The sequence below is a fragment of the Sphingobacterium sp. B29 genome (assembly GCF_001952815.1).
GTDB lineage: Bacteria > Bacteroidota > Bacteroidia > Sphingobacteriales > Sphingobacteriaceae > Sphingobacterium > Sphingobacterium siyangense.
The window spans coordinates 3573130-3593054 of record NZ_CP019158.1; the positions used below are offsets into that span (position 1 = coordinate 3573130).

The 19925-nt window shown below is 38.8% G+C and carries 16 protein-coding genes; 7 read left to right on the plus strand and 9 right to left on the minus strand.

Annotation, left to right across the window (positions count from 1 at the left end):
- Positions 1–12 precede the first annotated feature (12 nt).
- Positions 13–1224, plus strand: a complete 1212-nt coding sequence (locus tag BV902_RS15090) for an MFS transporter (RefSeq protein ID WP_075994804.1) — start codon at positions 13–15, stop codon at positions 1222–1224.
- Positions 1225–1270: 46 nt separating this feature from the next.
- Here the strand turns inward: BV902_RS15090 and BV902_RS15095 are convergent, their stop codons facing one another.
- Together BV902_RS15095 and BV902_RS15100 are read right to left on the minus strand one after the other, a co-directional pair.
- Positions 1271–3148, minus strand: a complete 1878-nt coding sequence (locus tag BV902_RS15095) for a RagB/SusD family nutrient uptake outer membrane protein (RefSeq protein ID WP_075992648.1) — start codon at positions 3146–3148, stop codon at positions 1271–1273.
- A gap of 38 nt (positions 3149–3186) precedes the next feature.
- Positions 3187–6402, minus strand: a complete 3216-nt coding sequence (locus tag BV902_RS15100) for a SusC/RagA family TonB-linked outer membrane protein (protein ID WP_083663633.1) — start codon at positions 6400–6402, stop codon at positions 3187–3189.
- Positions 6403–6894: 492 nt separating this feature from the next.
- Between BV902_RS15100 and BV902_RS15105 the strand changes: the two genes are divergently transcribed.
- Positions 6895–7437 carry a GNAT family N-acetyltransferase gene (locus BV902_RS15105; RefSeq protein ID WP_172840692.1) on the plus strand — a complete coding sequence of 181 codons (543 nt, stop codon included), beginning with the start codon at positions 6895–6897 and terminating at the stop codon, positions 7435–7437.
- A 43-nt stretch (positions 7438–7480) separates the two neighbouring features.
- Here BV902_RS15105 and BV902_RS15110 read toward each other — a convergent pair whose 3' ends face one another.
- The 6 genes from BV902_RS15110 to BV902_RS15135 form a co-directional block, all read right to left on the minus strand.
- A complete protein-coding gene (locus BV902_RS15110) occupies positions 7481–8377 on the minus strand; it encodes a polysaccharide deacetylase family protein (RefSeq protein ID WP_075992649.1) in 897 nt (298 codons plus the stop codon).
- Positions 8378–8626: 249 nt separating this feature from the next.
- Positions 8627–9376 carry a succinate dehydrogenase/fumarate reductase iron-sulfur subunit gene (locus BV902_RS15115; protein WP_075992650.1) on the minus strand — a complete coding sequence of 250 codons (750 nt, stop codon included), beginning with the start codon at positions 9374–9376 and terminating at the stop codon, positions 8627–8629.
- An 11-nt stretch (positions 9377–9387) separates the two neighbouring features.
- Positions 9388–11304 carry a fumarate reductase/succinate dehydrogenase flavoprotein subunit gene (locus BV902_RS15120; RefSeq protein ID WP_075992651.1) on the minus strand — a complete coding sequence of 639 codons (1917 nt, stop codon included), beginning with the start codon at positions 11302–11304 and terminating at the stop codon, positions 9388–9390.
- 12 nt (positions 11305–11316) lie between these two features.
- Complete coding sequence (locus tag BV902_RS15125) at positions 11317–11973, minus strand: succinate dehydrogenase cytochrome b subunit (RefSeq protein ID WP_075992652.1); 657 nt, start codon at positions 11971–11973, stop codon at positions 11317–11319.
- Between the two features lie 15 nt (positions 11974–11988).
- The gene (locus BV902_RS15130; protein WP_075992653.1) at positions 11989–13419 is read right to left on the minus strand and encodes an anion permease; all 1431 of its coding nucleotides are present in this window, start codon (positions 13417–13419) and stop codon (positions 11989–11991) included.
- Between the two features lie 20 nt (positions 13420–13439).
- Positions 13440–14513: a porin gene (locus BV902_RS15135; RefSeq protein WP_237241660.1), complete on the minus strand. Its 1074-nt coding sequence runs from the start codon at positions 14511–14513 to the stop codon at positions 13440–13442.
- Positions 14514–14929: 416 nt separating this feature from the next.
- On the opposite strand from BV902_RS15135, the gene BV902_RS15140 reads away from it, so the two are divergent.
- The 5 genes from BV902_RS15140 to BV902_RS15160 all read left to right on the plus strand — a co-directional run bounded on the left by BV902_RS15140 (position 14930) and on the right by BV902_RS15160 (position 19065).
- Positions 14930–16321, plus strand: a complete 1392-nt coding sequence (locus BV902_RS15140) for a hypothetical protein (RefSeq protein WP_075994807.1) — start codon at positions 14930–14932, stop codon at positions 16319–16321.
- Positions 16322–16424: 103 nt separating this feature from the next.
- Entirely contained in the window at positions 16425–17456 is a 1032-nt protein-coding gene (glsA, locus tag BV902_RS15145) for a glutaminase A (protein ID WP_075992654.1), read from the plus strand.
- A gap of 27 nt (positions 17457–17483) precedes the next feature.
- Complete coding sequence (locus BV902_RS15150; protein WP_075992655.1) at positions 17484–17849, plus strand: VOC family protein; 366 nt, start codon at positions 17484–17486, stop codon at positions 17847–17849.
- A gap of 124 nt (positions 17850–17973) precedes the next feature.
- Complete coding sequence (locus BV902_RS15155) at positions 17974–18414, plus strand: carboxymuconolactone decarboxylase family protein (RefSeq protein ID WP_075992656.1); 441 nt, start codon at positions 17974–17976, stop codon at positions 18412–18414.
- A gap of 138 nt (positions 18415–18552) precedes the next feature.
- A complete protein-coding gene (locus tag BV902_RS15160) occupies positions 18553–19065 on the plus strand; it encodes an SRPBCC family protein (protein ID WP_075994808.1) in 513 nt (170 codons plus the stop codon).
- A 79-nt stretch (positions 19066–19144) separates the two neighbouring features.
- Here BV902_RS15160 and BV902_RS15165 read toward each other — a convergent pair whose 3' ends face one another.
- Positions 19145–19831, minus strand: coding sequence for a Bax inhibitor-1/YccA family protein (locus BV902_RS15165; protein WP_046673344.1), 687 nt, complete (start codon positions 19829–19831; stop codon positions 19145–19147).
- Positions 19832–19925 lie beyond the last annotated feature (94 nt).

Genomic DNA, 19925 nt, shown 5'->3' on the forward strand with positions numbered 1-19925 from the left:
AATATTTCCTTTATGAAAACACAATCACTAAACCCGAGTGGATCTTGGAAAAGTTCCGAAACCGTCTATCCGATTTTATTTGCGATTAGTCTTTCACACTTGCTCAATGACCTGATTCAATCTGTCATCCCAGCAGTGTATCCCATGTTAAAGTCAAATTATGCCCTTAGTTTTACCCAAATTGGTATTATAACGTTGGTTTTTCAGCTTACCGCCTCTATTTTGCAACCTTTTGTAGGTTTGTATACAGATAAAAACCCTACTCCCCGGTCACTTGCTGTCGGTATGCTTTTTTCTTTAGCCGGATTGATATGCATTTCTTTTGCGTCAAACTTTATCTACATTCTCCTTTCTGTAAGTCTAATTGGGATGGGTTCGTCTATATTTCATCCTGAAGCTTCTCGAGTTGCTCATTTAGCTTCCGGAGGCAAAAAAGGTCTCGCCCAGTCGATCTTTCAGGTCGGTGGTAATGCTGGTGGTGCGATAGGTCCCCTTCTTGTCGCACTTATTGTGATCCCTTTTGGCCAACAATACATCGGTATGTTTGGGGTATTGGCCATTGTAGCCGTTATGATTCTTACTTATGTTGGTAATTGGTATCAAATACACCTCAAGCCTAAGGCACAAACAACTTCCGTTGCTGCTTCAAAATCTGATCTGTCAAAATCAAAAGTAATTTTTGCACTTGTAATTTTATTGATACTCATTTTTTCCAAATATTTTTACATGGCTTCAATGACCAGCTACTTCACCTTCTATTTGATCAATAAATTCCATGTTTCTGTTCAGGAATCTCAGATTTATTTATTTATATTTCTTGCTTCTGTTGCCGCTGGCACTATATTGGGTGGTCCCTTGGGCGATCATTACGGACGTAAATTAATAATTTGGGTATCAATTCTTGGGGCAGCGCCATTTACGTTACTATTACCCCATGTAGGACTTGGACTAACCATTGTCCTTGCTATTATAATCGGTTTGATCATCTCCTCGGCATTTTCTGCTATCTTGGTTTATGCGACAGAGCTTATCCCCGGGAAAGTTGGGATGATTGCAGGCTTATTTTTTGGTTTTGCCTTTGGCATGGGGGGCATTGGTTCGGCTGTATTGGGCTGGCTTGCAGATCGCACTTCAATTGAATATGTATTCAACATCTGCGCTTATCTTCCATTAATTGGAATCGTTACAGGATTACTACCTAATATTAGTCAAAAGAAAAACTAGTTATTAATAAGAAAAACTTCTACTATTAAAGAAGGGCTTTTTCTTATTAATAACCTGGATTTTGAATTAGTTTAGTATTTCTATTTATCTCATCTCTGTGTATAGAGGTAAAATACATTTTGTCGTCCCAACTTCTATTTTCAATTCCTGGATCAATATTTGAAACAGCATAGGTATAGGTGTAATTCTCTGGATTATATTGGTAAAGAGTCACATTTTTACCAGCCTTAAGGGTTCCCGTGATATTTATAATGTTCGCCTTTCTGCCTAATGTCTCAGAAGCAATCATCCAACGCCTAGCGTCAAAAAAGCGATGTTCTTCGTAAGCTAGCTCAATCCGGCGCTCGTTTCTATAGCGTGCTTTTAATGCCATACCCGTTTCGCTTGTGGATATTGCGGGCATTCCTGCTCTGAATCGGATTTTATTTAACCATATTTTAGCTTCATTCTCTTCCCCTAATTCAATACATGCTTCTACATAGTTCAATATCGCTTCCGTATAGCGAAACATTGGCCAAGGAATACGTTGTCGTGTATTTTGATCTTCCATTGTAGGATCTGGATCTGTAAATTTACGAATATAATACCCCGTCCTCGAACCATTCCAGTCTTCAATTGGACTCTTTCTTGTATCGAGACCAAATTGAATAACCTTCTGTCCTTTCGCATTAATTACTTCGTATTGTCCAGTTTGAATTTGATTTGCCTTATCTCTTTCAGCAACATCTGCTGTCCTGGGCTTCCAATCTGCACCATCATATAAAATCGTTGCCTTTAAACGTGGGTCGCGGTTTTGATAGGGGCTTGCGGCCATAGAAGGATTGGACCAATCAAATTTTTGGCCATTACTAGTCTCATAGTCGTCTACCAATAGCTGAATCGGTGTATTTCCTGCCCAGTTATGATAACCATTTGGCCCGTTGTCACGTCCTACCCAACCACCTCGCTCGTCTTTTTCATCAATAAAGAATCGACCTAAAATTATATCTTTTCCAGCTGTAAAATCAACGGTCTTACTACCCCCTCCTAATGATACAGCCATATAGTTGGCCGTTCCCTCACTAGGTGACGCTGGTTGAGTCAAGTCTAACTTATAGGCGAATTCTGTATGATCCAATACGGCTTTTGCTGCAGTTTTTGCTTTAGTCCAGCGTTCCATTTGACTACCATTGGTATACATTAGATACTCGGGATTTTTATATGCTGCTAATAAGGTAGATTTTGCTTTTGCTTTACTTCCATCATGGAGGTCACTGGCAGCATATAATAGCACTCTTGACTTTAAGGCCAATACAGCGGTTTCATTTGCACGTCCCTTTGCCGATGAAATACCCTTTAGCAAAAGAGCTGCACTATCGAGATCTTTCACGATCGCATTGACACACTCCTCATAGCTGTTTCTTGGCACCATATAGTCTTTATCATTCAATGTATAGATCTTATTATCAATCGGTATACCTCCATAAAAACGTAACAGCTGTTGATAATAATACCCACGTAGGAAATACGCCTCGCCTAAAAGCTTGTCAGCCTTTGCTTTGTCAAACTTGGGTGAGCTTAAATTAGCAATGGCGATATTTGTTGCCCGTATACGCGTATACATACGTCCATATTCATAAGTATCCATTATATAGCCTTGATCAGCTGGATTTGATCGAGATTCGGTGACAGTATTTATCCCGCGATTAGGGTGTGTAAATAAAGCCTCATCTGTCATGGACGCCATTTCCTGTTCATAAAAGCCTCCTACTCCAAAGCCGTTATAGATTTCTGTCACGAAAGCCTCAGACAACCCAGCATCCGACCAAACAATCTCCTGTGGCACTTCACTGAGTGGCTTTGTACTTACAAAATCGTCATTACAAGCTTGTAATGAAGCAGAAAGTACAAATAGTATAAGTGATATATTCTTAATTTTTTTCATTTTTTTTTTCTTAGTTAAGTTCTTGCGATAACAGCTGGTTAGAACGATAATAATGCGCCGACATTAATCAATCTCGCCTGCGGATAATATTGGCCCAACGCATTCACAGCTTCTGGATCGTACATTTTTATCTTACTCCAAGTAATGAGGTTCATCCCATTTGCATAGAGACGTAATGAACCAATACCAATTTTGCTACAAATACTTGAGGCTAAATTATACCCCAATTCTACGTTTTTCAACCTTAGATAATCTGTACTGCGCATCCAATAGGTGTTGTTATAGGAATAATATTGATTACCACGATCTGTCAAACGGGGGTATACACTGCTCGGGTTACTAATGCTCCAGCGTTTATCGTAGAACTCTTCTACAAAATTTCCGATAGAACCCGATTCATCCGTGCCTACACGTATCTCTCCACCTGTAGCTCCCTGAAATAGTACCGATAGATCAAAGTCTTTATAAGTTAAGCTAAAATTGAACCCGCCCTGGAACGTAGGATCACTATTTTTGTCACGTCTAACTTTATCATCTGGTGTTATTTTTCCATCACCATTGAAATCTTGATACTTCATGTCTCCTGGACGTAAAGTTTTTGTAATGGCGCTGTAATCCAACTTATTGTTGGCAATGTCTTCCATGTCACGGAATACGCCATCATAAACATAATAAATATCCGTTTTGATAGGTTTACCTGTGCTTTGTTGCCATGCTGGCGCGCCAGGAGCTTCATCCCAGAAGATAATTTTGTTTTTCGCATAACCACCATTGACACCTACAGTATAGCCCAAATCTCCCACTTTACCACGGTAACCTAAATTAAACTCCCAGCCCTTATTATCCACTTTACCAATATTTTCTGCTGGCAATGTCATCCCTGTACTTTGCGGTATGGAAGCATTTTTCCGCCATAGAATAGAATTGCGACGATTTTTAAAGATGTCAAACTCGAAATTTAACTTTCCTTGCAAAAACTGAAAATCAAATCCAAGATTATAATTATTGGCGACCTCCCAAGTAATCATTTCGTTAGGAACGCGGCTTTCATAAAGAGTCTTAGCTAGTTTATCGTTGACGATATAGGTTCCAAAAGAATAGGTTGAAAAATACTGATATTCTTGTAACTTGTCATCATAATAGATGTTGTCATTCCCCATCTGGCCATAGGAGGCACGTATCTTGAAATAATTAATTACAGGTACATTTTCCTTCCAGAAATTTTCTTCCGATACGACCCAGCCCGCCATAGCACCTGGGAAAAATCCAAATCTTTCACTTTCAGGGAACATATACGAGCCGTCATAACGCCACAGAAATTCCGCGATGTATTTACTTTTGTAATTATAGCCGAATCGACCAAAGTAATTTAACCTTGCTCTTTTCCATGCAGATCCGTCATTATTTTTTTCCTGTTCTCCACCCGCGAAAAGATAATCGATGGCATTTGAAAGAAAATAGCGACGATATGCACTAAATTTATCATTATCGATTGTTTCTCTGTTGATACCAGCAATAGCATTCACTTGATGGTCACCAAATTTTCGGTCAAAGCTCAAGATCCCTCCAAGCAAGATATTTAGCTGATCTTCATTACTTTGATTTAAATTTGGGTCGGCAGGACCGCGTCTTCCCGGAACCAGTTGTGGTGTAGTACCATCCGCTTCATAGGCCCCTTGCCAAGAATATAATGTCCAGGGTGTAACCCATGTTTTTTGATTTTTTACATATTTGTCAACAGAGGCATTCAATGTTAATTTAAGGCCATCTATCCATGGATTTGTAATCTCAACCTGCCCATTTGTTTGAAAATAGTAGCGTTTATCGTGATCGTAGCCTGTCGCATTAGTGGTAATTACCACCGGATTTTCGCCATTTTCGATATCTGGTCCTGGCATTCCATTGGGCCAAATTGCTGGTTGTGTCGGATTTCCCCGCATCAACATCCTAAAGACAGTACCAGCACTCTTAGTAGGGAAATTCCGATTTTCCTGTCTTCCTAAAACACCAAATTGTGTTTTGATATACTGGCTGATATTAGCATCTAGATTAATCCTTAAATCATATTGTTTATATCCTGTAGCCGAGTTCTTATAATAGGCATCTTGATTTTGATACCCCAGAGACATGAGATACTTTACATCCTCGGTACCACCATTAATTTGCAAGTTATGCCGTTGTTGAGGGGACCAGTCTTTTAAAGTTGCCTTATACCAGTCCGTATTCGGATGTCCCCAAGGATCTGATCCATCCTTGAACTTTTGGATATCTTCCGGTTTAAATGGCGCATCTAATACTCCGCCCCCCTGCTTATTGTAACTACCTTTATCATTGATAGCGGTGTAAGCCGCAGACCATTCTTCAACAGGTAGGTTATAAATCTCCAACTCATTACGGATCTCAGCAAATTGAGCTGCATTGGTCAATTTAGGTATTACAGTCGGCTGAGAATATCCCTGATTAAAAGTATAAGAAAACTGAGGCTTTCCTGTCTTTCCTCTTCTTGTCGTCACAAGGATAACCCCATTTGCTGCCCGGGCACCATAAATAGCAGCGGATGCATCCTTTAAAACCGAGATATTTTCTATATCGCGGGGATTGATCCGGTCGATTCCGCCTTCCCGTGCAGGAACCCCATCGATAACGACCAGAGGACTGCTATTTCCTAATGTATTCGTACCCCGTATTTTGATATTGGAACCATCGTATCCAGGCTCAGCGCTTCCATTGGTCGCTGTAACTCCCGGTACTCGTCCTGTTAATGCATTGGAAACGTTCAACGCCGGAGATTGAGCAAGGTCACTTCCCTTGACAGTAGCTACAGCACCTGTAACCGTTTCCTTACGTTGTTTCCCGTAACCAACAACAACGACTTCTTCGAGATTGGATTCCGAATTCAAAAGCGTGACATCTATCGCATGCCGTCCTTTAACAGATTCATCCATAGACTGCTTACCCACCATCCTAAAATTAATGATCGCATTCATAGGGACCTTATCCAACTTGTACTTACCTTGACTGTCGGTTTTTGTTACAAGGTTCGTTCCATTTACAGATACTGTTACTCCAGGAATAGGAATTCCTGTTTCATCATGTACAGTTCCGGAAACGCTTTGCTCCTGTTGAAAGAGAATTCCATAGCTTGCGAGGGTTGCAGCATCAACGATTTGAGGACTCAGGGCCACTAAAGAGCACAACGATCCAGTCCAAAACGCTCTCTTCCATTGATTTGAGAAATAATGGCAGTTAATCATAAAAACTGTTTAATTGTTTAAATTTTGTGTTTAATTAGTTATTTTTTTACTCCTTAAAGACATATCGGTTTAGGCGTCTTATCAGAAGTGGTTTATAATTGTTTATCTAACATGAAAATACGAAAATAAATATACAAAGCAAGTGTTAATTTTACACTATTTAACACTTTAACTTTAATAAGCTGAAAATAAATAGTTTGCAAAAATAAAAATGGTTCGCCTTATTTTTCGATCAGGTATAAAACAACCTTATTAGGATGATACCTTGTACAAAAACGCTAACTGCTCGTCTTTAAAAGAAATTTCCGACAGAAAAGTATACTCTAGTAAATCGAAAGTATATTATCAATTTTTTAAATAATAATATGCATCTTTATTCCTTATAATTAGATCTATAATTGATTGTTTTAAAACAACTATGTGTGTACAAACAATGGAGCTCAATACGGATCTATTAATAGCAAAGAAATAGTTATATCTACGAACAAAACTATGCACATAAAAATCAGGCAAGAAAAGTCAAGTGATCCAACTATTGTATTCGAACTGATCCGACTCGCTTTTGAAAACGAACATTATAGCGATCATCAAGAGCACATTCTAGTAGAAAAACTGAGAAAGAGAGCGGAATTTATACCACAACTGTCCATGGTAGCAGAGGTTGAGGGAGAAATATTAGGCTACATCCTCCTGACAAAGGTGCAGATTATTGATAAAGAGAATCAAAAAGTTTTCGATTCTCTTGCCTTGGCTCCTGTCGCTGTGCTGCCTCTGTTTCAAGGAAAAGGAATTGGCGGAAAATTAATTCTTGGCGCCCATCAGATTGCAAAAAAATTGGGTTTTGGATCGGTAGTTGTGCTCGGACATGCAGACTATTATCCTAAATTTGGATATGTACCTGCATCAGTCTATGGTATAAAATTTCCATTTGATGTTCCTGATGAAAATTGTATGATAAAAGAACTGACAGACAATTCCTTAAAAGGTATACAGGGCACTGTCCATTATCCAGAAGAGTTTGGTGTTATTTCATAAACCAAACTCTTCATTATGATTTGATGCTAATTAACAATTCTATTTAATATTTAATCGGATAGTCTTGCATAAATTCAAACTGATAACCATCTTTTTTCAATGCATCTATTAAAGAAGACAACTCCTGCTGTCCCTTTTGCGTTTGAAACATATCATCATGCATCAAGAAAACAACATTATTAGGCACCATTGAGCTTTTATTGTTCATGTAATTCCGAATGTGTGACAAAGTAGACTCCTGGCTTTGTATTGGTGCACCAGTGATGCTATTAAGCCGCCACTCGACATCCCAACCATAAATTGTATATCCGTTCTTATGCAATAGATCGGCGGTGCTGGATCCATTCTTCAGGTCGATCTTACGAACATCATCATATATCCAGATATTCCTGCCCGGAAGTCGAACGATCTTATGTTTTAGATTGAGATCTTTTTCATTCTTTTCAAAATCAGCAAATGCATTTTGGGGGTTATTATAAAATCGAGAATACTGATTGTTTGCATGTGTATAGCTATGATTATAACAGGCTATAAGCGGATTGGATTCATAACGGGCAAGATCGCGTTTCCGCCCTTTGCTCATATTAGCGTGCTTACCAATCAAGAATACACTCACTTTAATGTTTTTTTCTTTCGCTATAGAATCAATAAAGGCACTACCAATCAATGGTCCGTCATCGAAAGTAAGGTAGATATGTTTTGGATACGTATCAAATGCTTTCCGCAGGGAATCCTTAAGTTCACGTTTTTGTTGTTTGATCGGAACAGGATGCAAGCTATCTACTGTAAATTGAATCTGATTTTTCTGAAGTGAATCCCACCTATTTAACAAATGTGGTATTTTTTCCTTGACAACCAATTTTTCCGTAAGTGTGTCTTTCAGCTCGCCTTTTCCCAAGACTTTGTTTGAAAAATCCTTACATGCGGTTACACTAAACATTGTACTACAAATGAAAAGTACCACAAACAACCTACTACACTTCATATCAATCGCTATAACTTTAATGAATTTCTTTTTTCAAAATTACTACAAAAACCTATTTATTAACCATAAAATCTTACAAATCCCTACTTTCAGGGATAAGGTTAGTAACCTTCAACAATCCCGTACACCTCTTTTTATGGCTTCAGTTTTTATTATAAATCCGATATAAGAAACAATCGTGCCACTTTTTTCGACAGTTGGTCTCTATTTCTTTTTGAAAAATAGTGCTTTGTTATATTCAAAATTCATGCGCGCTATATTCAAAACTGATATACCTTGTGGGCACTCCACCTCGCAGGCTTCTGTATTCGTGCAGTGACCAAATGACTCCAAATCCATTTGTTTCACCATATTTAAAACGCGTTCACTGCGCTCTTCTTTTCCCTGTGGAAGCAAAGCCATATGGGTAATCTTTGCGGAGGTAAATAGTGCTGCACTACCATTTTTACACGTTGCAACACAAGCACCACAGCCAATACAGGCCGCTGAGTCAAATGCTGACTCAGCTAACTCATGAGAAATAGGAATCACTGTCGCGTCTGGGGCTTGACCAGTATTGATGGATACAAATCCCCCAGAAGAAATAATTCGGTCAAATGCCGAACGGTCCACTTTCAAATCCTTTTTAACCTGAAATGCTGCTGATCGAAAAGGTTCGATAAGAATCGTATCATTATCTTTAAATGAACGTAAATGTAGCTGACAGGTGGTTGTATGCTTAAGAGGTCCATGTGCAATGCCATTGATCATCATACCGCATTGCCCACAGATCCCTTCACGACAATCATGGTCAAACTCTACAGGGTCGTCTCCATGCGTAATAAGCTGTTCATTCAGGGTATCCAACATCTCCAAAAACGACATATGTGGATTGAGATCTGTTAAGGTGTAAGTAACTAATTTTCCTGTAGCGTTGCGATCTTTTTGCCGCCATATTTTAAGGTGTAAATCCATAATCGTTCTATTTATTTATAGCTCCTTACAGTTGGTTGTATCTCTTCAAAAATTAATGGTTCCCGAATTAGCTCAGGTTCTTGCCCCTCTCCCTTCCAGGCCCAAGCGGAAATAAACTGGTATTCAGCGTCATTCCGTAATGCCTCCCCATCTGCAGTCTGATATTCCTCCCGGAAATGTGCCCCACAGGATTCGTTCCGCGTCAACGCATCATAACACATCAATTCTCCAATTTCAAAGTAATCGGCTACACGTCCAGCTTTTTCCAGTTCCGTATTTAAGGTATTGGCTTCACCACTAACAATAACATCTTTATAAAACTCTTGCTTCAACCTATTAATCTCCACAATAGCATGACGGAGGCCTTTCTCATTACGCGCGAGCCCACAATAGTCATAGAGTATTTTACCCAGTGTTTTATGAAAATAATCCACGGTTTTACTGCCTTTAATCTTTAAAAATCGATCAATTTGTGCACGAACACCTACCTCTGCACGTTCAAACTCAATATGGTCTGTAGAAATTTTTCCCGTGTGAATATCGTTTGCCAAATAATTTGCAATCGTATAGGGCGCAATAAAATAACCATCCACAGAGGCTTGGAGTAAAGAATTGGCACCCAATCTATTTGCACCGTGATCTGCAAAATTAGCTTCACCTAACGCAAATAAGCCCGGCAGGCTTGTCATCAGCTCATAATCTATCCATAATCCCCCCATTGAAAAATGCGCGGAAGGTGAAATCATCATCGGTTCTTTATAAGCATCATATCCCGTGATCTTTTCATACATATCGAACAGATTACCATATTTCTCTTGTATTTTTTGTTTCCCCTGTTCTCTAATAGCTTTCGCAAAATCAAGGTAAACAGCATTTTTAAGTGGACCAATCCCAAAGCCAGCATCAATCCGTTCTTTGGCCGCTCGAGATGAAATGTCCCTTGGAGCAAGATTACCAAATGCCGGATAACGACGTTCTAAATAGTAATCTCTCTCTTCCTCAGGAATAGCGTTTGGTTCCCGCTTCTCATCTTCTTTCAAAGGAACCCAAATCCTTCCGTCATTACGTAACGACTCTGACATTAGTGTTAATTTAGACTGATAATCGCCGGACTGCGGCAACGAAGTTGGATGAATCTGAATCCAGCTCGGGGAGGCCATTAATGCCCCCTTCTTGTGTGCCCGCCAAATGGCAGAGCCATTACAGCCCATTGCTAGTGTCGATAGATAATAAATTTTACCATACCCTCCGGTTGCCAATATAACGGTATGTGCAGCGTGTCGTTCAAGCTCCCCTGTATCAAGATTTCGAACAATAACGCCTCGGGCCTTTCCATCTATTACGACGATGTCGAGCATTTCATGTCTGGAGAAAAGCTGTACGGCACCTTTGCCGACCTGACGCATAAGTGCCTGATACGCTCCCAAAAGAAGCTGCTGTCCAGTTTGACCTCTCGCATAGAATGTACGACTTACCTGTACACCTCCAAAAGATCGATTATTCAGATAGCCTCCATATTCACGACCGAAAGGAACACCCTGTGCAACTGCCTGGTCGATTAAATTGAGCGAACATTCGGCCATACGATAGACGTTGGCCTCACGGGCACGAAAATCACCGCCCTTTAGCGTATCAACAAACATACGATAAACACTGTCCCCGTCATTTTTATAATTTTTTGCGGCATTTACACCTCCTTGAGCAGCCACAGAATGTGCCCTTCTCGGACTATCCTGAAAGCAGAAGGATTTTACCTGGTATCCCATCTCCCCAAGAGAAGCCGCGATGGAGCTACCTGCCAGTCCGGTTCCGATAACGATAACATCCAGTTTTTTACGATTTGCAGGATTAACAAGCTTGGCAGTCTTTTTATAACGGGTCCATTTTTGATCCAATGGTCCATCCGGTATTTTTGAATTTAATGTCATAACTTCTCCCCCTTATTTAACTGTAAAAAATATATAAATAGGCATCAAAGCAAAACCAATGCTGATGATGACCGAATAGCTGATACCAATAATCTTAAACCATTTAACAAATTTGGGATGGAATAAGCCTAAAGTTCGAATCGCACTATGAATCCCATGAATAAGATGATAACACAAGGCAACCATCGATAAAACGTAAATAAGAACATACCACCATTGCTGAAAAACCTCGATTACAAGTACATATAAATCCTTGTTACCGCGTTCATCAAGTGGAGGAGCGCCAAATTTGTACACGTACCAAAAATTCTGGAAATGGATAACTAAAAAAATGAGGATCAGGGTCCCTAAAATCCCCATATTGCGCGAATACCACTTACTTGCTCTTCCCCGATGATCTGAAACATAGTGGGCACCGGTCTTTTTATTCTTTACGGTGATGATCAATCCGTCCAACGCATGCAAAATAATGCTGGCATAGAGTACGTAAGAAATAATTTTGATCAAGATATTGCCTGCCAAAAAATGGGAGTAGGCATTAAATTGTAGATGTGCTTGTTCCTGCGGTAAGAATAGCTGTAAGTTCCCTAGAAAGTGAATCAGTAAAAAGAACGCTAAAAATAAACCCGTCAGACACATAAGCATCTTCTTTGACAATGTAGATAACATAATAAGATCTTAATTTTAATAATAGCCTATAACCTTCATCCACAATCCACCAACGCCCATATAAATCACCAATAACACGATACCAATTTCCAGTCCACGCAGCCACCATGATTTTAAATCGACATATCCGCTTCCAAAAAATACCGGTGCAGGGCCGTGGCCATAATGTGTCAAAACACCATAGATAGAGCCCAAGAATCCAAGCATCATTGCAAGCAACATTGGCGGAATACCCAAAGAAACACCAACCCCCAACAAGGCCGCATACATAGCCGCAACATGGGCGGTAGCACTCGCAAAAATGTAGTGACTAAAGAAATAAACAAGAATGATTACCGGAAAGGCTATTTGCCAACTTAAATCACCAATCTGTACTTTGATCAGGTCGCTAAACCAGCCGATAAAGCCAAGCTCATTTAAGGAACTGGCCATCATAACCAAAACAGCAAACCAAACAATCGTATCCCATGCTCCTTTTTCGGCTTTAACATCCTCCCAGGTCAATACAGAGGTCAGTAAAAGTAGTGTCAAACCGATGAAGGCTGTGGTTGTAGCATCAATTGAAAAAGAACCACCAAAAATCCATAATGCCAATAAGATAAAGAACGCCAAAAGCATTAACCATTCATTCCTGGAAATTGGTCCCATCTCTTTTAATTTCTGCGCCGCCATCTTAGGTGCATCACCTGTTTTTTTCAATTCAGGTGGATATAACTTATAAAGAACAAGCGGTACTACAAAAAATGCGACAATACCGGGTATAAATCCAGCAATCGCCCAGGACATCCAGGTAATATCAATTCCTAGGTTCGCAGCAAATTTTTGACACATTGGATTACTGGCCGTTCCCGTCAAAAACATCGAAGAAGCAATTAGATTCATATAATAACTATTTAAAGTTAGATAGGATCCCAATTTTCGATGTGTCTCTGGCTTATCTGGAACAGAATCAAAACTAATTGCCATCGATTTCATGATGGGATAAATAATCCCTCCCCCTCGGGCTGTATTACTGGGAATAGCCGGAGCCAAACAAACATCCGCCAAGCCCAATCCATAAGCAAGTCCTAATGAACTCTTTCCAAAAACTCGAATAAAAAGAAAGGCAATTCGATTTCCCAGTCCTGTTTTAATAAAACCCCGGGCAATGAAAAAGGAGATACCAATCAACCAAATTACCTTATCTCCGAAACCCGTCAAAGCTTTAGTAATCGACTTACCCGCATCTCCAGGGGCTAATACTTGTGTCAGGGCCGTAAACGCGATGGCCATCATACACATGGTACCCATAGGAGCTGCTTTTAAAATAATCCCAAGAATGGTTGCAGCGAAAATTGCAAATAAATGCCAAGCTTCCGGACTGACGCCTTTCGGTATTGGGATAAACCATAAAATGAGTGCTACTAGAAAAGTAATGGCAACATTTTTAATACTGATTTCTTTCATGATAAACGTAGTTTAATAGATTAGAATCGACTTTGTACTTGAACAATAAATAAATTTTTGTTGAATTCGCTGGTATTCTCTGTCTGCTTTTTATATCGGTCCAATTGAAGTCCCAACTGTATCCTTGCACCATAATTTTTTAAAAATTCCAAACCAAACATCGGCGTATATGTTTGACGCGCATTTGCATTGAGTTTATAATTAGGATCAATGTATTCATATCGACAAGATAGCTCGAAAGCGCTTAAATTGAAATAATTTACTTCATACCTTAAGTTCGGTAGAAAGTAGATGCCGCGGACCAGATAGTCACTCAACTTGGATGTCCGCGCACTTTCTTCCAAAGAATAATACAGGTTATGATTGATCGCCTGCTTTGCTTCCAGTTGCATATCAAGATTCCATCGTTTGCCAAAACTGACATTACCAGTTAGATCTACCCCCAATGCATGTACCTGTTTCTTCATCACATCGCCAACGCCACCATTAAGTCCTAAATTAACACCGTACTTCTTTGAAAGTCCAAAAACCAGACGAGTGGCATATTGCTTACCATTATCGTTATCAACAACTTGATTCTTCCCGTTCCCATTCACCACAGATAGGGAATAACTAAAGGGCATATCGCCTAGCGTAGTCTCGCCTGTCGCAGCAACCCCGATTTGAAAACTTGCCCAACCTAATTTACCGAATTCAAGATACTGGTTCGACCAGTCCAAAGATTTGATGATGTCAATAGGATAAGTTTCCTCGATGCCAAACCAAGGACGAAATTGGCCCACTGTGATTGCCAATTTGGGACTAAATGTATATTTCAAGTAGGCATTTTCGAGCACTTTTGTTTTGGGATCACTTTTGAAATCTGCAAGGTTAGCTAATACGGCAACTTCAGTACGCTTACTAATTTGAGCGCGCATCTGTACCCGCATATATTTCACCATAAAATTGTTATCCGTACCTGAACCATCACTGTGATGTAGCCCATTGACATCAACATCTTTTGTCGCACTAACAAGGTAACGGGCCTGAAACAAACCTTTCACCTGAAGCTTGGGATAAGTCGTGTCATCTTTTTTTTTGTTGCACAGAATCAACTTTATTTTCTTGTACAGTACCTGGTTCTTGCCCTTTGACCAAGGTATGGCTCAATAAACATGCAATTGAAATTGGAATGTAGCGTTTCTTCATACTTAAACAATTTTATTCTTAGCCAGTAGCCCAGCTCACTTCTCATTGTTAATAATCTTGTCGTTTAAATCTAATGTTGTATTATCAACACATAGCTTTAAAAAATGTTTTGTTATTCTAATAAAATTTAATAACTGTAAGAAAATCAAACTGATTAAAAAAAGATCAGGTATAAATTCCACGTTTTTATGTAATTTCACAAGCGAATTTCAATACAATCTAAATTTAAAACCTATAGATTGATCTTTTTATGAATTTTGCACTTCATGAAAAAACTTCATCATTTAAATATGTAATACATTTTAGAATCGATAAATATATTATGAAAGAAAAACTAATCAGAACATGCTTTATTGGCCTTGCGCTCCTTTTAATCCAAAGCTTTTCAGTATCAAGCGTTCACGCCAAAGACAAAGAAAAACCCGCTATGTTTTGGACCTGGCTAGATTACAACGCCAAAACAAACTTTGATTCTATTTGCCGTGAGATGAACTATCTGGGGATCGATGGCGTGATGTTAAATGCTGCTAGTCCAGATGAGTATCGTGTAGCGATTCCCATTGCAAAAAAATATGGCATTCAAGTTATCGCCTGGCTTTGGACGATGAACCTGGAACATGATAGAGATAAAATACTCAAAGAACATCCAGATTGGTTCAGCGTCAATCGCAACGGAAAAAGTCTCGCAGATACCACTGCATACGTTGGTTATTATAAGTTTTTATCGCCTGTAGTACCAGGAGTAAAAGAATACATCAAAAAGAAAATTGAATCCTATTGTGAAGTTGAGGGATTGGAGGGTATCTCTATTGACTACAACCGTTATGTGGATGTTGTCCTCCCCACAACCCTTTGGCCTAAATACAATATTGTCCAAGATCGCGAGTATCCCGCTTGGGATTACGGATACCATCCCATTGCTATAGAAAAATTTAAAAAACAATATGGCTATGACCCTCGTGCACAAAAAGATCCATCGAAAGATCTCAAATGGCGCCAATTTCGTTGCGATCAGATAACAGATATCGCCAATATGATTGCAGAAATTGTTCATTCTCATGGCAAAACAATGGCGGCATCCCCTTTCCCGACCCCCAAAATGGCTTCACGTATGGTACGGCAAGATTGGGGTAAGTGGAATTTAGATGTTGTTTTTCCGATGGTGTACAGCAATTTTTATACAGAAGATCCAAGCTTTATTAGCGATTGTACCTTAGAAAATGTGCGCGACAAAGGTGCAAATACGACCTTATACTGTGGGTTGATGGCTAAAAATAATGAGGAAATATTTACCGATATGGATGAAGCGCTAAATAATGGTGCGCAGGGAATTTCTATTTTTACCATCCATAGCCTAAAAGATCCTCAAATCAAGGAAAAATTCAGAACCTATACAGCTGCTGCGAAAGCGAGAAAAGCTCAAAATAATGGAACTTTAACACGCTTGGCGCACGTGAAAATCGAAAATAATCCCTTCAAAAAAGAAGGAATTATGAAATTAATCAACCAAAAGATACAAGATTTGGTCCGTTCAGAAAACCCTGCTGCGAGCCCGATAGCATTATCAAAATATAAAAAAATAGATGCATATGATGTGACTCAAAAATACCTGGTTACTGATAAAGTGAGCAAAAAGAATTTTTACGTCACCTTCTTTTTCTATGGCGGTATACTTTCCGGTTGGAATGTTGATCCAGCTCCAAATGCAGCCTAAGGGATGACCTACTAGGAAGAGGTGCTAAAATGTTATCTATTTAGCACCTCTTTTCTTTTTAATACACTGTTCCCTATCTTTGGAACGAACAAATAATTAAAAAATGAGAAAAAATGTTAGGTTGGTAGCCTGTGTTATAGGCTTGATATGTTGTGGATCAATTCCTGTAGCCTTTGCTCAAAATGGCATTCAAAATCAGCAGGATGCTAAAACCGCAATTATTGATAAAGCATTATTGGATAAAATATTGGATAAAAATAGACAGTCGTTCAAAGAAGGTAAAGTAGCCGATTATATTCCGGAATTGGGTAAAGCCAACGCATCGTCCATCGCTCTTTCGGTTGTAAATAGTGATGGAACAATCGTTAGTATCGGAGATGTGCAACAAAGATTTACAATTCAGAGTATTTCAAAAATTGTTTCATTAATGGTCGCTGTATTGGAAAACGGAGAACGAAATATTTTTGATAAAATGGGGTACTTTGGTACAGACAAACCTTTCAATCATTTTGCGAATTTGGAAACATCGGGTAAACCGCTCAATCCAATGATGAACGCTGGTGCCATTTTAACGACATCGCTTATTAAAGGAACAGGTGAGGAACCTTTTCTTAAAATACTCAATATGATTCGTTTTATAACAAATAATGAAAAGATTGAGTATAGTAAATCCGTATATAATTCGGAACGGGAGACTGGAAATCGAAACAGAGGTATGTTCTATCTGATGCGCAACAATGGACTCATTGATGGTGAAGGTGAAGATAAACTAAATAATTATTTTAAACAGTGCTCAATTGAGATAACCGCAGAGGATCTAGCTAAAATAGGTTTCTTTTTTGCCAATCACTGCGTGCGTTATGACGGAAATAAGCAATACAATAATCCAAGTCTATCTCAGCTAGTTCAATCGCAAATGCTCATTGCAGGTATGTACGAATTTAGCGGCGAATATGCCAGAACTGTGGGACTTCCAAGTAAATCGGGCGTGGGTGGTGGAATCGCGGTAAGTATACCGAATAAAATGGGTATAGGGGCCTATAGTCCAGCCTTGGATCAACACGGTAACTCGGTAGCCGCTTATCGCATGATATTAGATTTAGTGAAAGAGAAATCACTAAGCCTCTTTTATTAACCTTAGTAAATTCTAGTTAACTATAACATGATACGGACAGAACCAATCATCGCAGTGGATAACGTTCCCAAAAGCTCACAATTCTACCAAAAGCTTTTAGGCTGTGCGAGTCAACATGGAGGAGAAACATTTGAAATTCTCACGGATAACGGAACTGTTATTCTTTGTTTACACAAATGGGGTGAACATGATCACCCTACTATGCGGAATCAAATACATGCAGGGAATGGATTCATATTATTCTTTAGAGTAGACAATTTAAAGCAAATTTTCGAAAACGCTACTTTGCTAAATGCAGTCATAGAGAAAGATATACATTACAATGAGAATTCTTTGAAGGATCAATTTATTCTACGTGACCCCGACAACTATTACCTGATTGTATCAGCCTAGTCAGATCTATTTGTTTGTCAATTGCATACAGGATTGTATTCATCGGTAAAATCTCCGTTCTTAAACCAGTTTAACTTTTGTATTGAATGTTTGATGCAACTTTGTCTTATCAAAATTTAAAACAATGACCACACGATTTAATATTGCAAAAGTAGATGCAACCGCCTATAAGGCGATGATGGGATTGGAAACATATCTCAACGATATTTTTTTAAATCCTATTCAGAAGGAACTCATAAAAATACGTGCTTCACAGATCAATGGCTGCGCCTTTTGCTTAGATATGCACACGAAGGATGCACTGAAGTATGGTGAAACTCCACAACGGATATTTTTATTAAATGCCTGGCGGGAAACGGATCTATTCACCAAGGAAGAACAGATATTGTTGGAGATGACAGAAGAGATCACATTGATACATCAAAAGGGATTGACAGAAAGCACTTTTCAAAAAGCAAAAGAAATATTTGAAGAAAAGGAGATTGCACAAATTATTATGGCAATTATTACCATAAATGCGTGGAATAGAATTGGCATCAGCACGCATTTGGAACTATTAAAGTAGTTTTAGGCGCTTTCGCAAAAAAGCCTTGTCCAATATTGGACAAGGCTTTTTCATTTACAAATAATTTCCTTTTATTTTCCTGTTAAAATCCCAATTATCATTTATCTTTATTAGGAAAACCTATATAAATACATGATTATGAAAATTATAAAAAAAATCCTCATTGTTTTAGCGATCATCATCGCTATCCCATTAATTACAGCGATCTTCGTCAGTAAAGACTTCTCGGCCCAAAGTGAGATCACGATCGATAAGCCAAAGCAGGAAGTGTTCAACTATGTAAAAATGCTTAAGAACCAAGATAACTTTGGTGTATGGCAACTCTCAGATCCCCAAATGAAAAAAACTGAACAGGGTGTAGATGGTCAAGTTGGCTATAAATCCAGCTGGTATGGTAAGAAAGTTGGTAAAGGTTCACAGACTATTACAAAAATAGTCGATGGCGAAACGATCGAAACATCCCTCGATTTCGGCATGGGTGAACCAGCCAAGGGTTATTTCATCTTAAAAGAGATCTCGCCTAATCAAACGTCGGTGACTTGGGGGATTTCAGGAAAATCGCCCTATCCATGGAACTTTATGAACTTATTTATGAATATGAACAAAGATTTCGATCAAGGGCTGAAGAATCTAAAAAATAGACTAAAATAGAGACTATACAAAGTAAAAAAAGGTGGTTAAAATAAACTTTACTTTAACCACCGTTTCTTATTTTTAAAAGGAACAAAATTTATCTTCTGCGCATTAAAATTCGTAGAATATACCAAAACAGCAACATTATTGATGAAAATAGCTGTAGGGCTGCCCCAACGTATTGTTCGTTGCCGTAACTATACTTCAGATTTTGAGTTTGATAGAGTATGCTTCCGGAAGCAAGTGCAATCATTGCAACCGAGAACCATAATCCAAGTTCAAAACCAAAAATAGCTCCAGCGACAATTGCCCCCAAGGATAAGAAACCCCCAATTACCAGGATATTCCTGAGAAATGAAAAATCCTTATTGGATACAAATGCAACGACAGTAAGCCCAGTAAACAATGCCAAAGTCATTATACTTGCTTGATAAATGACACTAATTCCTTCGGTCATAAACACCGCCATAAAAATCATTGGGAGGAAGATGATCGCTTCCAGTACAATATAGAAAGCTAGTCCTAGATATTGGGTTTGACGGCTTTGCGAAAGTGTCCATCTTGATGAAAGTGTGGACCCTAACCAAAAACATCCCAATAAGAATAACCAAATAAATTTTCCGCTAACCATCCAAACGATAAAATCATAAGGGATCAATTTGATCAGCAAAGTTTCCAAAACGATAAATGCTAAAATCGAAAGCGCAACATGAAGATAGGTTTTTTTATAAAACACTCCCCTTTCAGCGTCATCATTGATAAGAATGTACTCTTGTGATTCCATAAAACAAATACGATTGATTAAATAACGATTAAAAATAAGCATTAATTCTATTTCCACAAGAAAGAAGTTTGCATAGGCTTATAAAAAAAGAACC

What these genes read in the sequence shown, in the direction of transcription:
- BV902_RS15090 (WP_075994804.1), top strand. Translation starts at nt 13, where the DNA reads ATGAAAACACAATCACTAAACCCGAGTGGATCTTGGAAAAGTTCCGAA.
- BV902_RS15095 (WP_075992648.1), bottom strand. Translation starts at nt 3,148, where the DNA reads ATGAAAAAAATTAAGAATATATCACTTATACTATTTGTACTTTCTGCT.
- BV902_RS15100 (WP_083663633.1), bottom strand. Translation starts at nt 6,402, where the DNA reads ATGATTAACTGCCATTATTTCTCAAATCAATGGAAGAGAGCGTTTTGG.
- BV902_RS15105 (WP_172840692.1), top strand. Translation starts at nt 6,895, where the DNA reads ATGCACATAAAAATCAGGCAAGAAAAGTCAAGTGATCCAACTATTGTA.
- BV902_RS15110 (WP_075992649.1), bottom strand. Translation starts at nt 8,377, where the DNA reads ATGTTTAGTGTAACCGCATGTAAGGATTTTTCAAACAAAGTCTTGGGA.
- BV902_RS15115 (WP_075992650.1), bottom strand. Translation starts at nt 9,376, where the DNA reads ATGGATTTACACCTTAAAATATGGCGGCAAAAAGATCGCAACGCTACA.
- BV902_RS15120 (WP_075992651.1), bottom strand. Translation starts at nt 11,304, where the DNA reads ATGACATTAAATTCAAAAATACCGGATGGACCATTGGATCAAAAATGG.
- BV902_RS15125 (WP_075992652.1), bottom strand. Translation starts at nt 11,973, where the DNA reads ATGTTATCTACATTGTCAAAGAAGATGCTTATGTGTCTGACGGGTTTA.
- BV902_RS15130 (WP_075992653.1), bottom strand. Translation starts at nt 13,419, where the DNA reads ATGAAAGAAATCAGTATTAAAAATGTTGCCATTACTTTTCTAGTAGCA.
- BV902_RS15140 (WP_075994807.1), top strand. Translation starts at nt 14,930, where the DNA reads ATGAAAGAAAAACTAATCAGAACATGCTTTATTGGCCTTGCGCTCCTT.
- glsA (WP_075992654.1), top strand. Translation starts at nt 16,425, where the DNA reads ATGAGAAAAAATGTTAGGTTGGTAGCCTGTGTTATAGGCTTGATATGT.
- BV902_RS15150 (WP_075992655.1), top strand. Translation starts at nt 17,484, where the DNA reads ATGATACGGACAGAACCAATCATCGCAGTGGATAACGTTCCCAAAAGC.
- BV902_RS15155 (WP_075992656.1), top strand. Translation starts at nt 17,974, where the DNA reads ATGACCACACGATTTAATATTGCAAAAGTAGATGCAACCGCCTATAAG.
- BV902_RS15160 (WP_075994808.1), top strand. Translation starts at nt 18,553, where the DNA reads ATGAAAATTATAAAAAAAATCCTCATTGTTTTAGCGATCATCATCGCT.
- BV902_RS15165 (WP_046673344.1), bottom strand. Translation starts at nt 19,831, where the DNA reads ATGGAATCACAAGAGTACATTCTTATCAATGATGACGCTGAAAGGGGA.